This is a genomic window from Kribbella sp. NPDC049227, from assembly GCF_043197265.1.
GTDB lineage: Bacteria > Actinomycetota > Actinomycetes > Propionibacteriales > Kribbellaceae > Kribbella.
This window is the reverse complement of sequence record NZ_JBICST010000007.1, coordinates 168,978-182,794: the sequence shown is the minus strand read 5'-3', so window position 1 is coordinate 182,794 and position 13,817 is coordinate 168,978. Positions and strand designations below refer to the sequence as shown.

17 protein-coding genes are annotated in these 13,817 nt (G+C 66.3%); 7 read left to right on the top strand and 10 right to left on the bottom strand.

Annotation, left to right across the window (positions count from 1 at the left end):
• Positions 1-140: 140 nt before the first annotated feature.
• Positions 141-1,169, bottom strand: coding sequence for a hypothetical protein (locus ACGFH6_RS30335; RefSeq protein ID WP_393390815.1), 1,029 nt, complete (start codon positions 1,167-1,169; stop codon positions 141-143).
• A gap of 239 nt (positions 1,170-1,408) precedes the next feature.
• Here ACGFH6_RS30335 and ACGFH6_RS30330 point away from each other — a divergent pair, with 239 nt between their 5' ends.
• Entirely contained in the window at positions 1,409-1,552 is a 144-nt protein-coding gene (locus ACGFH6_RS30330; protein WP_393390813.1) for a hypothetical protein, read from the top strand.
• A 72-nt stretch (positions 1,553-1,624) separates the two neighbouring features.
• Here ACGFH6_RS30330 and ACGFH6_RS30325 read toward each other — a convergent pair whose 3' ends face one another.
• From ACGFH6_RS30325 to ACGFH6_RS30315, 3 genes are all read right to left on the bottom strand, one after another.
• Entirely contained in the window at positions 1,625-2,560 is a 936-nt protein-coding gene (locus tag ACGFH6_RS30325) for a hypothetical protein (protein WP_393390811.1), read from the bottom strand.
• Positions 2,561-2,675: 115 nt separating this feature from the next.
• Complete coding sequence (locus ACGFH6_RS30320) at positions 2,676-3,425, bottom strand: SOS response-associated peptidase (RefSeq protein WP_393390810.1); 750 nt, start codon at positions 3,423-3,425, stop codon at positions 2,676-2,678.
• A gap of 848 nt (positions 3,426-4,273) precedes the next feature.
• Positions 4,274-4,564 carry a hypothetical protein gene (locus ACGFH6_RS30315; protein WP_393390809.1) on the bottom strand — a complete coding sequence of 97 codons (291 nt, stop codon included), beginning with the start codon at positions 4,562-4,564 and terminating at the stop codon, positions 4,274-4,276.
• A 217-nt stretch (positions 4,565-4,781) separates the two neighbouring features.
• Between ACGFH6_RS30315 and ACGFH6_RS30310 the strand changes: the two genes are divergently transcribed.
• The 3 genes from ACGFH6_RS30310 to ACGFH6_RS30300 all read left to right on the top strand — a co-directional run bounded on the left by ACGFH6_RS30310 (position 4,782) and on the right by ACGFH6_RS30300 (position 6,047).
• Complete coding sequence (locus tag ACGFH6_RS30310; protein ID WP_393390808.1) at positions 4,782-5,132, top strand: hypothetical protein; 351 nt, start codon at positions 4,782-4,784, stop codon at positions 5,130-5,132.
• A complete protein-coding gene (locus tag ACGFH6_RS30305) occupies positions 5,129-5,299 on the top strand; it encodes a hypothetical protein (RefSeq protein WP_393390806.1) in 171 nt (56 codons plus the stop codon). Before ACGFH6_RS30310 ends, ACGFH6_RS30305 begins: the two co-directional genes overlap by 4 nt.
• Positions 5,300-5,741: 442 nt before the next feature.
• Positions 5,742-6,047: a hypothetical protein gene (locus ACGFH6_RS30300; RefSeq protein ID WP_393390805.1), complete on the top strand. Its 306-nt coding sequence runs from the start codon at positions 5,742-5,744 to the stop codon at positions 6,045-6,047.
• A gap of 431 nt (positions 6,048-6,478) precedes the next feature.
• Here the strand turns inward: ACGFH6_RS30300 and ACGFH6_RS30295 are convergent, their stop codons facing one another.
• The gene (locus ACGFH6_RS30295; protein ID WP_393390803.1) at positions 6,479-7,861 is read right to left on the bottom strand and encodes a cytochrome bc complex cytochrome b subunit; all 1,383 of its coding nucleotides are present in this window, start codon (positions 7,859-7,861) and stop codon (positions 6,479-6,481) included.
• A gap of 628 nt (positions 7,862-8,489) precedes the next feature.
• On the opposite strand from ACGFH6_RS30295, the gene ACGFH6_RS30290 reads away from it, so the two are divergent.
• Both ACGFH6_RS30290 and ACGFH6_RS30285 read left to right on the top strand, forming a co-directional pair.
• Positions 8,490-9,431, top strand: coding sequence for a hypothetical protein (locus ACGFH6_RS30290; protein WP_393390801.1), 942 nt, complete (start codon positions 8,490-8,492; stop codon positions 9,429-9,431).
• Between the two features lie 191 nt (positions 9,432-9,622).
• The gene (locus tag ACGFH6_RS30285) at positions 9,623-10,045 is read left to right on the top strand and encodes a hypothetical protein (protein WP_393390799.1); all 423 of its coding nucleotides are present in this window, start codon (positions 9,623-9,625) and stop codon (positions 10,043-10,045) included.
• On the opposite strand, the gene ACGFH6_RS30280 is transcribed toward ACGFH6_RS30285, so the two are convergent.
• A complete protein-coding gene (locus ACGFH6_RS30280; protein WP_393390798.1) occupies positions 9,993-10,232 on the bottom strand; it encodes a hypothetical protein in 240 nt (79 codons plus the stop codon). The two genes, ACGFH6_RS30285 and ACGFH6_RS30280, sit on opposite strands and share 53 nt — an antisense overlap.
• Positions 10,232-10,438, bottom strand: a complete 207-nt coding sequence (locus ACGFH6_RS30275; protein ID WP_393390797.1) for a hypothetical protein — start codon at positions 10,436-10,438, stop codon at positions 10,232-10,234. Before ACGFH6_RS30275 ends, ACGFH6_RS30280 begins: the two co-directional genes overlap by 1 nt.
• Positions 10,439-10,592: 154 nt before the next feature.
• On the opposite strand from ACGFH6_RS30275, the gene ACGFH6_RS30270 reads away from it, so the two are divergent.
• Entirely contained in the window at positions 10,593-10,928 is a 336-nt protein-coding gene (locus tag ACGFH6_RS30270; protein WP_393390795.1) for a hypothetical protein, read from the top strand.
• Positions 10,929-10,941: 13 nt separating this feature from the next.
• Here the strand turns inward: ACGFH6_RS30270 and ACGFH6_RS30265 are convergent, their stop codons facing one another.
• The 3 genes from ACGFH6_RS30265 to ACGFH6_RS30255 form a co-directional block, all read right to left on the bottom strand.
• Entirely contained in the window at positions 10,942-11,868 is a 927-nt protein-coding gene (locus tag ACGFH6_RS30265) for a hypothetical protein (RefSeq protein WP_393390793.1), read from the bottom strand.
• A gap of 73 nt (positions 11,869-11,941) precedes the next feature.
• On the bottom strand, positions 11,942-12,406 hold the full coding sequence (locus ACGFH6_RS30260; RefSeq protein ID WP_393390792.1) for a PPC domain-containing DNA-binding protein: 465 nt from the start codon (positions 12,404-12,406) through the stop codon (positions 11,942-11,944).
• Positions 12,393-13,811: a hypothetical protein gene (locus ACGFH6_RS30255; protein ID WP_393390790.1), complete on the bottom strand. Its 1,419-nt coding sequence runs from the start codon at positions 13,809-13,811 to the stop codon at positions 12,393-12,395. Before ACGFH6_RS30255 ends, ACGFH6_RS30260 begins: the two co-directional genes overlap by 14 nt.
• Between the last annotated feature and the right edge of the window lie 6 nt (positions 13,812-13,817).

Sequence of the window (13,817 nt, the reverse complement as noted above, 5' to 3'; positions counted from 1 at the left end):
ATGATGGACCGAACAGTTCGCAGGATTCCGAACCCTAGCGACCGAGCCGGTCACTGCAAGCGGTCCAGCGCGCATCCCAGGACCGGCCTCGATAGCCCGATGCTGTCCAGGCAACGGTTGACACCCCCGGGGGGGCAAGGTCAGCTCGCGAGTAGGTCGAGGAGTGACCCGGCGATGAAGAGATACGCGGCGGCCCAGCGCAGCGGATGTGCAGGCTGCGCTCGGTCCATGAGGTGGGTAATGAACCGCGCAGGCAGGACCGGCAGGTGCTGGACGAGCGCCCACAGCCACATGAGCGCAATCGCGGCTGAGCGTCGTTGGTCAGGCTCGGAAGCTATTATCGCGAACGCCGAACCTGACCAGAAGAGCAGAAGCGCCGGGGTCACTGCGAGCGGAAACGGTACGACCGGCATCAGGAATTTGAGGATGAGCATGGCCCCGCCGACTCCTACGAGCAGGCCAAGGCAAGAGCCTCCGAGCGCCCACCGTTGCACGCCGCCTCTGCCGGAGTAGCGCCAAGCCGCCTTCTCCTCGTTCGTCAGGTCGTCGAGGACCGCTGCTTCGACGTAGGGACCCAGGATCGTCCGCCCGTGCAGGCAATCCCATTTGGATGGATGCTCACCAGGAATCGAGACGCGTTGCGGTTGAACCTCCGTGGTCACGACGCTCTTGGTGCATGATCGGCAGGTGAGCTCCCCATCGAAGGCTTCGAATACGTCGTCCAACAGCGTCTGGTAGGTGTCGTCATCGATGCTCAGGGGCGGCGGTTGTTCGCGCTCGCCTGTCGGTGGAAGGTCCTTTTTCACACGATTCTCAAGCACCTGCATCTTGTCCAGTACTCGTGCCGCGACGCGTGTGTACGTGATCCGTCGACGGGCCGTCGTCAGCCGTCGGCGACCACGCGTGCCGTAAGCCCGCAGCGCGTCAGGACCGATGAGGTCGAGGATGATCACCAGACCCGCAGCGAACTGGAAGACCTTCCCGAAGCGCCCCCAGGCGAGGATCGACAATCCCAGCAGTTGACCATCAGCAGCCAGCGGGCCCTGCCACCAACTCGCCCACCACGGCCCCCACCGGTCGTGAAACAACGCCGCGAACACAAGCAGCGCCGCAGCGACCAGTACACGCCCCGCTCCCCGACGCCGCCGCCTACCGGATCGTCTACTCATCAGTCCAACGTCTACCAGATCTCGGTGGCACGCCGGCCCGCTCCCAGCTCCGTTGGCTTACGGCAGAACGCCGTGACACCCATAGCTGAGTGCCCAGCTGTTCTGCAGGGCGGCCGAACTCTTACGGCCACATACGCAGCCCCTCCTGCGGCTGGGCGCTCCGCGCCAACGCCGAGCATGTCAATGCAGCGGTTGCAGATGAGTACGGACAACTGTGCAGCCGACTTCGAACATCGACAGTGTGCAGCTCGACCGTCATCCTCGGCAACGAACTGGCCGACGCCGAACGCATCCCCGACGCGGCCGCGATGTGGCTCGTCGGGCACGGGTGGAGCACCGATACCCGAGGCTGGACGTGCGGAGCGCACGCGGCAGAGAACTGACCGAGCCTGCTCCCGCGGCCGAGAGCCGACGCCTAGCGTGCTGACTCACCCGGCCGCTGCCTGGTGCGCCGATCAGCCGGTGATTGCCTTCTGAGCGGCCTCGGCGGCGGCGAGCAGCATGGTCTTGGCGACAGTTGGTGCGGCGGCGTTCACGCCTGCCAGGAGGCGATTCACCAACTGACGGAGCCGGCCACGGTCAGGAGTCACCGAGGTGGCTTCGGCATGTAGGTCGTCGGCGACGGCTGCGAGGTCGTCCTGGGCCGCCTGGTCGATCCCGAGCACGGGCAGCATCTGACGTACGCCGCCGGCGAACTTGACCAGATCTTCGACGTTGATGCCGGCGTTGTAGTTCTGAGTGAATCGATCACCGTGGATGACGAGGTTGCCGTTGTTGTCGCTGATGTGAACCGTCGTGCTGTGGTGGGTGGTCGACGATCCTCCGCGCCGTTCCCGGAGGAATTCGGCGACGTCACCGCCGTGGTCGGTGATGTACTCACGACCATGCGGAGTCAGGCGAGGATGGATCCACCCGTCGGTCGACTCCTCGACATGCACCGCGTCAATAAGGTCGTTGTGGTGAAGGTAGTCCGCGGCGCCTCGCAGTTCGCGCTCGCTGAACATCTCGCTGTTCTCGGTCAGGGCATCGACGAACTCCTGGAAGCTGGCCGGTTCCTGCCCGTCGTCCTCCCGCCTGTCGAGCCACTGGAGCATTTCGGCTCGCAGCAACGCGGCTCTGACCTTGGGGTCTGCGCGCTTGGCGTGCAGGCTCTGAACAGCGTGGATCCCGTCAGGCGTGATCCAACCGCGCGGTGTTCCCGCCGTGTGGTGGGCAGCGACCAGGCCGCGATCGGCGAGGAAGTCGACTAAGTCGAACCCGGCCTGGACAGGGTCGAGGCCGGCCTCTTCGAGATAGCTGTCGACTGCCGCGTCTTGGTCGGCATCGGCCTGGTGTGCCTTGTAGAGCGCCTCGAGCAGATTGCTGGCGTGGGTTTCGATCTCGGTAGCCACGGAGGACTCCCCTTTCACTCGATGCGTTCCCCAGGCGCATCCATTCTCGACACGGCCGGGCGTCCGGGGTTCCTCGACACCCCGCCTGGGCGGAGTCCGAACCCGTAGTGCGTTGTCAGTCCTCAGCGGGCAGCGGCTGCAGCAGGTCGGGGCCGTTGTTCTTCACGTTGTTGACGGCCTTAGACACGGCGTACATATCGAGACTGCCGTCGACCGGCGGCGCCATGAAGCCGCGGAGCTGGTCGACGTCGTGGTTGCGGGGATCGAGCCACTCGTCCCAATGGTCGGGGGTGATCGCCATCGGCATGCGGTCGTGGATCCGGCCGACGCTGTCGGTCGCGGTGGTGGTGATGATCGTGTACGTCGGGACGACCCGGTTCGGGTCGTCGTCGGGAAGCGACTTGTCGTACCAGACCTCGTACAACCCGGCCAGCGCCAGCGTCGACCCGTCCGCAGGCCGCAGCACGAATGGCTGCTTCAACTTCTTGCCCGACTTGCCGACCTGGTCGGTCTCGAGCCATTCGTAGAACGCGTCGACCGGGATCAGCGCCCGCTGCGACTTGAACGCGCGCCGGTACGCCGGCTTCTCGTGGACGGTCTCTGCCCGGGCGTTGATCATCTTTGCGCCGGACTGGATGTCCTTTGCCCAGAACGGCAGCAATCGCCAGCGGAACGCCCGGAGTTCGCGCGCCGGTTCTGCGTCCTCGTCGGCGTCCTGTGGGACGCGGGCGATCACCACCGGGTTGTCCTTGGTCGGTGTCACGTTGAAGTCCTGGCCGCGCAGATCGTCGGCGTTGTTCTCGTCGACGACGAACCGCTCCAGAAGCTCGGCCCGGCTGGCCACGGAGGCGTATCGACCACACATGTCTGCCAGCCTGCCACGCGACACAGACAGCAGCTGTGATGCCGGCGGCATCACAGCTCGTCGGGCTTGCCTCCCCTGGGCCCTTCGGATCCCGCCGCGCGCAGTTGATCCAGAAGATCTATCGCCAGCTTGAGGGTCGAGATCGCAGGGATCACCGCTCAGGACGAGATTCGGCGCATGTCCTCGTTCTTCACCGTCTTCGCCTCGGGGACCTGCACGAGGAGCCACGGTTTAGGAAACAAACGCTCGACCGCAGCTCGCGGCCGATGAGTTCTTTCATGATCTCGAGGGCCGTGAGCACCCAACGCCTTGCTGACACATCTCACGGACATCACCGGCGGACCGCCCTGCCAGGACTTCTCGGGAAACCCTCAGGTTCTGTGCGTCGTCGGCCTGCCACGATCCAGAGACGTCGTCGTGGCTCCACATCAGGGATTGGCGGCGGCCCGAGATGAATCGGGACCACAGCGGTGTCCGGCGGTTTGAATTCCAGTCCGTCTGGCCCGATATCTAGCAGTGGAGGAAGACCGATTGGTGCTGCGCGAGGACGGCCAGATCGCATACCTGCAGGTCGAGCACGCCGGGGCCAGCTGACCCCACTTGTAGGCGACACGACGAGGTCCCACCACGGCTGGTCGCTCGACGCGACGTTAACCGTGCAGCCAGGGCAGGCTGCTGCTCGAGCAGCGGAAAGGGGCTGCCTGTCCGCGCCGCTCAGGGACCGCGCCGGCCCCACCAACCACATCCGGAACCACCGGAGGAAAGGCAGTTCACCATGATCGTAGAAACGTCGACTGCGAGCGAGGCATCGCTCTCACACCACCTGGTCATGTACCTGCGCTGGCTGTCTACCGGGGTCGCCGGCTGCCCGCGCCGAACCTCTCGTGGACTGCTTGTTTGCTCACCCGGCCGAACTGCTCGCCGATCTCGGACCAGGATGCGCCGGCGGCTCGTGCTTGCTCGATGTACCGGGCGACCTCGTCCTCAAGGAGGTCGAGGACCCACCGAGCTCCCGCGACGTTTTGCAGCTGGGTCGTCGGCGCCGGCGGCGCAGAGCCACCTCGTGCGATTGCGCGGCCGGCTTTGTCGATCGCGGTCCGGAGCTGCCGCTGGATATCCCGGATCTCGCCGTCAAGCATTCCTTGCCGCTACCTCGAAGCCGGTGTACCGAGATACACCCAATTGCGTCCTGACCTGCGGATTTGTGGTCCGGGAAGTGTCGGCACTTCTTCCTAGTGTGGCTTGTTGGTGGGACGTGTCAGCGCCCACCCAACGAGGAACGGCCCCCTGTGTCAGCAGAGAGCCGTTCGGAAGCGCAACGCCATGGGAGGCTGCAACTCAAGTGAAGAGTACGACTTGCCGGCGACAACCGGCTATCTCGGATCCCGCCGCGCTCTGTCGGGTGTCATCGTGCTGACCCTCGTGCTGATCGTGGCGGCGATCGCTGGCACCCCGTTGCTCCTGCTTACCTTTGCGGTCCTCGTCGTCGCCGTACGGTCGCAGAAGCTCGATGCATCTGGCCAGAACCACTCGCTGCAGCTCGTGGCGGAAATGACTCGCCTGGCGAGCGTCCTCGTTCCGCATCGCCGCCGGCCGACCGCGGCGCGGACAAGATCCGCGACCTCAGCTCAAGGCCGTCCCGGCGGGGTGCTTGTAACAGGTGCGGAGGTAACCCCGATTCCCTTGAGGGGAGGGGTGGATCCGTGACGCGACGCTGCCGATACCGGCGCAGTGAGCCAGATCCGTACGCCGCGGATCTGGTCCGTCGGCTGCGCGGGCTGCTGGCGCTCGTGGTCGTTCCGCCGGTTCGCGGGCCGGGCGCGGTGCGCCGCGACGACGAGCTCCTCGATCGCGTGGCCGCAGGTCGGCCGTAGCCTCGCAGCTGTCTCACAGCCACCCAAAACATGTGATGGGATTCAGCTTGCCCGGCGAGTTTTTCTGGGTAAGGTCCATAGGGTCGAGGCCCCGATATGCGGGCTCGATTGGTCTCACTTCTGGGGGCGGCTGAGGTCTAGGAAGGTTTCCCAGCCCGTCGTCGGGAGGCTCTCCGACGATGACGGGTTCACGGTGGAGGCTGGGGTCTGACTAACCCTTCTGCCGATATCAAATGCGAGCGGCTCCCCGCTGGGTTAGGGCAAGGGAGCCGCCTCGTCGAACAGCTCAAACCACCCCAGTTGACTAGGCCAGGGGGTTCGGCATGGATCCTACGACCCGTACAACTCATACCCAAGGGCTTTGCAGAAGAAACGGCGCGAACCTTGGGGCGGTGTCATGTTCTCGCTAGCGGGGCTCTGGCTCCTGTTCGCACTGCGAGCGATGGCGGTCGCAGTCCCGGTTCTGGTGCTCGTTGTCTTTTGGAGCATCTACTGCTTGATCGCGGTGTTCTCGAAAGACCAGGGAACACGGGAGTTCGTACTGAAAGCTGGGACCCGGGTGGAAGGCATCATCGGGCGGATCGTCGGCGAAGCTCCGAAGCGACAGCCCACATCGAGCGTGCCAGCGAACCGGAAGCACGGCACCGGTCCCGAGCTCGCTGTCGTTCCCGAGCTGGCAGCAGAGTCCACGGTGGAGGCCGCCGCCCGGCCGCGGACCCCGCGTCGGCGCACACCCAAAAGCGAGTGAAAGTTGCGCATCTGGCTGGCCAGATGCGCAACTTGCCCGCAAGACGCTGGCTCAGCCTCCGGTGATCGCCTTCTGCGCGGCTCTCCGGCGGCGAGCAGCATCGTCGTCACTCTCCCGTGCTGCTGTACAGGGCGGTCTTGGCTTGGTCGATCTTGTTCTTCGCCTCGGCGATCAGCCGGCCCGCCTCACGGCGCTGGTCGTGGTCGACGGGCCGTGTCCCTCTGCCCAGTCGGACTGCAGCCAGTCGCGGGCGTCACTCAGTCCTCGCCGGCCGGTGTTGAGCCGTCGATGGCACTATCGACGATCGCCGCCCCAGGTAGCAGCGGCGCACTGCCAGTACGGCGGCCGGCGCTCGGACCTCCGAGGAGACGGCGATCTCGATTGCGGCCGGGATCATCGCGACGCGCATCGCTGCGAGCGGCCAGCCGCTGTCAACGACGACCGGTCGTATTCAAGCGGCTGCCTTCGGATGGGGTGAGTTGGAGGTGGGCCGGGCGGTGCGTTTCGACGTAACCGCCTATCGGGAGCCGGAGGATCCGGCCGGTCTCGATGCCGTTGGTGGCGATCTCGGTGTCGCGTTGCTGCAGGCCCAGGCAGATCCGGCGGGTGATGCTGAAGGCGACCGGTGGGCCGAGGATCAGCAGTGCCTGGAACAGATGGATCAAGGCGTTGACCGAGAGGTGGAACTGCACGGCCATCGTGTCGGCGCCGGCGGCGGCCCAGAGCGTGCCGTAGAAGACGACTCCAGCCACGCCGATGCCGGTGCGGATCGGGTTGCTGCGCGGGCGTTCGAGCAGGTTGTGTTCGCGCCGGTCGCGGGTCACTCGCTCCTCGATGAACGGGTAGATCCCGACCAGCGCGAGGAACAGCGTGCAGACGGCAACCGGGAGCAGGATGGCAAAGCTGATGGTCCTGCCCCACCAGACCGCTTCCCAGCCCGGCGCCAGCCGCAGCGCACCGTCCAGGAAGGCCAGGTACCACGCCGAACCGACTCCGGCCGAGGTGTTCGCCGGATCGGCCGGGCCGAACAGCCACACCGGGTTGATGGTGGCCAGCGCGCCCATCAGGCCGACTACTCCGGCGACGAAGCCGAACAGACCGACGCCCTTCACCACGGCAACAATCGCCGGACGTCCCACCACGTTGTCCTCGGTTCGCCCGGGGCCGGCGAACTGCGCCGGTTTGTTCCTGAGCGCGAGCGCCCCGCCGACGATGAAGAGCACACCGAGGAGTGCGGGGAGGACGATGACGTGCAGCGGGTAGAACCGCGTGATCACATCGCCCGGGAAAGCCCCTCCGAACAGCAGCGCCGAGAGCTGCGTTCCCACGAACGGAGTTGCCTGCAGAACGCCGTCGAGTACTGCGAGGCTCGTGCCGGACGCCATGTCGTCCGGGAGCGTCGTACCGGTCAGGCAGGCGCCGAGCGTGATGATCAGCACCCCGAAGACGACCACCCAGTTCAGCCGCCGCGGCCGGCGGAACCCAGCGGTGAAGAACAGCCGCAACAGGTGCAGCAGGATCGCCGCCACCATGATCAGCGCACCCCAGTGGTGCATCTGGCGCACAAGCAGGCCACCGCGCAGCTCGAAGCTGATCGCCATCGTCGAGTCCATCGCCTGTGACATCTGTACGCCGTGCAGCGGTGCGTACGGGCCGTCGTACACAACGTGTTCGGCCGACGGTTGGTACGGCACCATCAGCACAAGGCCGGTGACCGTCACCACAACGAAGCTGTAGAAGGCGATCTGGCCGAACAGCAGCGACCAGTGATCAGGGAATACTCTCGCTCGCAGATTGCTCCAGGGACCTCGCATGATTCGGCCCTCCTCATACATACGACCCCGCAGCGACCGAGACTGTGACACCTCGTGCTGCACATCACAGAGGTTCGCCGGGACCGGCAGCGGGACGAGCGCGTGGTACACGAGGCTGGGCGAAGCGAGGTTGACCGTGCCGACCGACTTGCCGCTGTTGTCCGTCGCGGTCTACGTGACAGTGGCGGTCGGCGCTGTCGTCGCGTCGCCCAAGACGGCCGGATCCCGGCCATCGAGACCGCGAAGTGCTGGAGATTCCGCCGCGACCTGCTCGAGCTCGTCGCACGCGCCGCCGACGCCGCAGAGTCGAGAACGCCCCGATCACTGAACAACTAGCTGGCATGCCGTGCCCGTTCCCGCGTTCCGGCCTCAGCGGGCCGAACCGGAGCCGTCGTCCTCGCGGCCGAACGGCGGCCACACCACGCGGACGATCCGCTTGATCCGCACGCGGGGGTCCCGTTTCGGGCACAGGCGGTGATGCTCCGGGACATCGGCCCCTTCACACTTTCCGCAGTGCCACTCGGCCACGACACCAGCATGCGCCAGACCGCCGGTACCGGCGCACAGCCAAGTCGGGGCCGCCATGCGGCCGCCAGACCCAGCGTTGCCCTGGCCGCTGACTGATCGCATGGTGGGTGACGTGGATGTCGCCGCGGCCGCGCTCGAGCTCTACGGGTTGCCACCCGAACAGTTCACCGCTGCCCGCAACCAGGTCGCCAAACAAACCAAGGACGCCGGCGACACCGGCAGCAGCGCCGCGCTGAAAGCGCTACGCAAACCGACGCTCGCGGCCTGGCTCGCCAACCTGCTCGTCCGTGTCGACCCCGACGGCATCGCCGAGCTCACCGACCTCGGCGAAGAGCTGCGCCAGGCGCACGTAGCGCGCGACGGCCGCCGACTCCGCGAGCTGACGCTGCGCCGGCACGGACTCGTCCACAAGCTCGTGACCGCCGCCCGGGCGCAAGCCCGCACCCGAGGCCACACCGTCAGCGCGTCGACTGAGCAGCGGCTGACCGAGACCCTCGACGCCGCCGTCATCGACCCCGGCGCCGCGCAACTGCTCCGGACCGGGCAACTCACCAGCGCCCTGCGACACGTCGGGTTCGGCGTCGTCGACGAAACCGGCGACCCCGCCCAACTCGCCCCGGTGAAACCCCGCGTCGTCCGCACCTCCACACCGAAACCACCGCGCAAGGCCACCATCCGGCGTACGCCGCTGTCGACGCCGACAGCGACACCGGCGCCGGCGGCGGCGGCGGCCGCGGCACGCAGTCGCCGCGCCGAGCTCCGAACCCGCGCCGAGCAGGCCGAACGCCAGTACGCCGAGGCCGAGACCGAACGGGCCCACGCCCAGAGCGAGCTCGACGCGCACGAGCACCACCTCGCCGACCTGGCGGCCACCATCGAACGGCTCACCGAAGAGCTCGAGCAAGCCCGGCAGCAGCTGCACGACGCCAACCGCCGTACCCGGGCCCTTCAGGTCGAGCTGAAGCGCACGACCCGCAACGTGACCGTCGCGCAGCAGCGACGCGACGCCAACCAGCAACGCCTCGCCGACCTCGACCGGTGATTCCGCCGGCATCGAAGCCGCGCTGTGGCAGCATGCTACCCGGACCAGGAGGTGCACGACACAGATGGAGTTCGGCGACGCCGACGGCCACGGCCGCCACGGAATGCTCGACGAACCAGCGACGGCCTGGTGTGCCACGAATGCGGCCGCGCGTTCCCCAACCTCGGCCTGCACGCCTGGCGAGGCACGGCATGACCGCCGCCCAGTACCGCGAGACCCACGGCCTCCAACGACGCCGCGGCCTGGTCAGCAGCCAGCTGCGGCAACGGATCCAGACCAACGCGAAAGCCCGGATGACCACCCCCGCCGGCCACGCGTTCGCGGCCGCCCGGGATCCGCAACGCGCCCAGACCGCCCGCCTCAACCGGCCACTCCCCTGGACCGCCGCAGCGCGCGCCAGCAACCGGACCGCCCGTGCCGGAACCGGCCGCTACGGCACCGAGGTCACCTGCCACAACCCCGCCTGCAGGGCCGTGTTCTGCCCGCTGCACTCCGCGCGCCGGCGCAAGTTCTGCAGCCGCAGCTGCGCCAGCACCTACAACCGGAGCTATAGAGGCAGCATCAGTCGATCGGGTTCGGATGGCAGTTCTGCCCCGGACGCCACACCCAGATGAGACCCGACATCGGCCGCTCGTAGGACAGCGGCCAGCTCGAAGGGTGATCGATCGGCCGACCATGCAGCTGGCCCATGATCTGGGCGGAGCGGACGCAGTCGAGGAAGTCCTGCTCGTAGTACTCCCACCTGTCCCGCGGACCGCCCTGCATCCGGATCACCGGTCCCCTGTTGGTCGCTGCCGCCATCAGAACTGCTCAGCCTGGCGGAGCTCGATGCCCGGGATCCACGAGTACCTGTTGTCCATGCCCGTGACCCGACCGATCCAGGTCCCCTGCTCGAAGATCCACGCATCCACGAAACCGGCCGGCACCCACGCCTTCTCCACCGGCACCGGCGGATCCACCCGGCGGACATGATCCGGTGACCGCGGCCCGTACACGTCGTACTGCAACTCAAGATCAGCGGCCTCGGGTCCCGTTCGCAGCGTTGTCCCATACTGACCAGTGCGAATCGCCGGCGCCCTCGCGCACATTGAACCCTCCCACCATGCCCCCAGAAGGCCACGCACTCGAAAATATGTTCGAGTCTAGGCTATCCTCGTTGGCATGTTAAGGCGGTTCACGGTGCGGCCGACCGAGGACGGATCGGGCAGGTTCGGCGTTTGGGACGGCGAGGTCAACGGATGGCGAGCGGCCGATATCGGCGACGAGTCGGAGGCGCGGCTGGTAGCCAGTGATCTCGATGTTCAATACGACGCACACGGGCCGCGTCCATCGGACGCCGTACGAAGAGTGGATCCCCCGCAGCCGGTGCAGCGGGCTGAGTGGCACGACGGTGAGTTGGACATCTGGATTCGTGACAACGGCGAATGGTTAGGCCGCGTCCGCAGCCAGGACGGTCAGGTCACCTGGGTTCCCGGCACCGAACTACGGCCTCTCTAGCCGGCACCCTTACTCACAGCGAGGGAGTCTCATCGGAGAGGGGCGGCTCCGCTGTGGACAGAGATCGCGGCCGACGTGGTGTTCGAGCCCGCCTGTAGTCCGAGAGCGGTCGTGCACACATCAGTGCGTCGTGTAGCCGCTGCAGACCATCCCCGGATGAATACAACGTTCGTGCCGACTGGCCGTTCGGCAGCTCGACAGCCCAAACGCGCGGGAAGAAGCGAGTCAGATCGTCCAGGAATCCGACAGCCGCGCGCTGGCCGGCCGTGTCGTCCTTCAGCAACACAATTGCCGTGTCTGTGGCTGCATGCGTGCCCAGGATCCGCGCCTGCCCAGCAGACAGGAGGGAGTCACACAGCGGTATCCCGGCCCATCGGCACATCGACCGTCGGCTGACCTGTTCGATCGCTATAGCGTCCAGCGGATCGTTGACCAGCACAGGAGCAGCGCCCTCCGACAGGAGGTCGAGTTGCTCGGCGACGCCGAGGATGGTGGCGGAGCGCCGATGAACCTGCGTCGCCGGCGATGTCGAATAGTACGGCGCTTCGACGCCGCGCCGTACGCCGACGAATCCGACGGCCTCCAGCCCATCGTTTCTGGCCGGAAGCATCAGCTGATCCCGGAATCGGTCGACAGTTCGTCCTTCAGGATTGAGAAGGCCCAGGCCGGCGCGCCGTACAGTCTCGAGGTCGAAGCCGCGCGACCTCAGGTGGTCCACCAACCGCGAGCGAGCGTCCGGCGCATGGCCAACCGCCCATGCCGAACCAGTCTCCAAGAGATCACCCGCTCCCCCGCGCCTCAAGTACTCTCCAACCCAGCCATCCGTTGCCCGAAGCAACTCCCGACGGAAGAACCTCGCCGCAGCAGCATTGGCCTCGAGCAATCGCCGACGCTCGGCAATGGTCGGGACAGAGTTCGGATCACGTGGACGTTGGTTCATGGGTTCGACGTTGACGTCGACAACGTCAGGTCGGAACCCGGCTCCGAAGATCCAGGACTAGGTGACGCCAGCGCTAGACCGAACCGAACGACAGCAGTGGCACGTTGAACAGGTCAGGCCGGCGTGGCCGCGAGAAGCCTGGTGACGCCACCTCGACCAGATACATCTCGGTCAGGAACTGGATCCTGGCGCCAAGGAGGTGGCTGGTGTGCGCTGTCGCCGAGTGAGCCTTGAGACCCACAGACACGTGGACGTGCGGCAGCACGGTGCCGGTCTCCTCGTCGTACGCGAGAGTGCCACCGCCGACCGCCTCTACGTTCTCAAGGTGGACAGAGCTCCACACCGGCGCATCCGGGTTGTCGAGCTTCTCGCAGGTGCCGACGAGTTGGACGTCTCGCAGGCCGGCGATGAACATCGGGATGAAGCCCTGTCGCACGTCGTACTCGGCACAGAACTCCGCGAGCGCGGTATAGAAGTCGTCACCGTGATCGAAATGGACGGCGAAGGTACGGCCCATGGTCAGTTCAGCGGCGCGCAAGATCATCTCCCTCAAGGCTGTCGAGATAGGCAACGTAGCGAACGGCAGTGTTCAGGCCGAGAGTGGACAGCAAACGACTCCGAGGATGAGCGATGTCATCGACACTCGCCACGGCAAGCTCCTCACACCGCCGCCGGAACCACTGCCAAGACACATCCAAATAGCTGGCCATCGCCGCGAGCCGACGCGCCGCAGTCGGTTGATCGATCAGCGAGCCCGCGGCCAGGTAGCCATCAATCTCGCGGTACACCGATCTGCGCGGCGGCGGGGCACTCGCATCGACGTACCAGAGTCCCGAACCACCGAGCCAGTTCGCGACGATCGCCTCATTCGCCAGGACAAACCCCTCGACACCACCGTGCTCACGCTCAGGACTCAACTCCACCCTGATCCCGAACGCTTCCATCAGCGCCATCGCCAGCAACAGCATCACCCGCTCGTAGCGGGGAGATCCTGCCACCTCCTCCTCCGGGATGCAGAAGCCCCGGCGCATGCCCGTGAACCACCGCGACGTACGCCGGAGGTACTCGAACTTGTGAGACCACAGGAGCCATGAGGCAGCCTCCTCACCGCGCTGTTCACGCGTCCAGAAGAACGGCTCGCCAGAGAGCCGATCCATATGCCTGGTCAGGTGACGCGAGCAGAATCTCGAGCCCAGCCACTGGCTCGCGACCGGATTCAGCGTAGGAACCTCGGTCGGCACCGCCTCCGACGACAGCTTCTTCTCGTAGTGCGCCAGCCGGCTGTGACTTCTTGCAAGCTGAGCATCGTCGGCAAGCAGCGCAGTGTCTGCGTTCGTTGTGGCCCAGATGATGCCAACAGTCAGGTCGTCGATCACGGTGGCTGACGAGATCGGCTCTGGACCGGTACGGCGGCCGGCACGGTCGACGAACCGTCGACCATCCGAGATGTAGTGACGTCGATCGTTGTCGACGGCCACCACCATGGACCGGCGGTCCGGTCGCGCAAGGGAACCGATCACATCCGAGCTCGGCGTAACCATCAACCACTCCTGACCCGCCTTGTTCACGTCGCAGTAGTGCGCCGCGACTTCAGCACCGGCGAACGAGCGCCCGGCAGGAAGCGCGAGCGTCTCTGTCGCACCTTCGGACCGGTAGTCGTCCATCAGATCCAGGATCGAGACGGCGCGATGCGGATCGACTCTCCGGACGCGACGCTTCTCGAAACCAAGCTCGGCCGGAGACGGCGCCCTCAGGACCTGGCACAGCGCTCCTCGGACATCTGCCGACGGCCATGAATACCACCCACGCTCCCAGTCGGAGATCGACTTGGAGGTAACCGCGGACACCCGCCCGGTGGCGCGGTAGATCTCAGCATTGACAAGCTCCGCCAGCGTCGCCTGCGACAAGGAGCCACGCGCCCGGCGCAGCAGCTCGTTCGGCATCCGGTC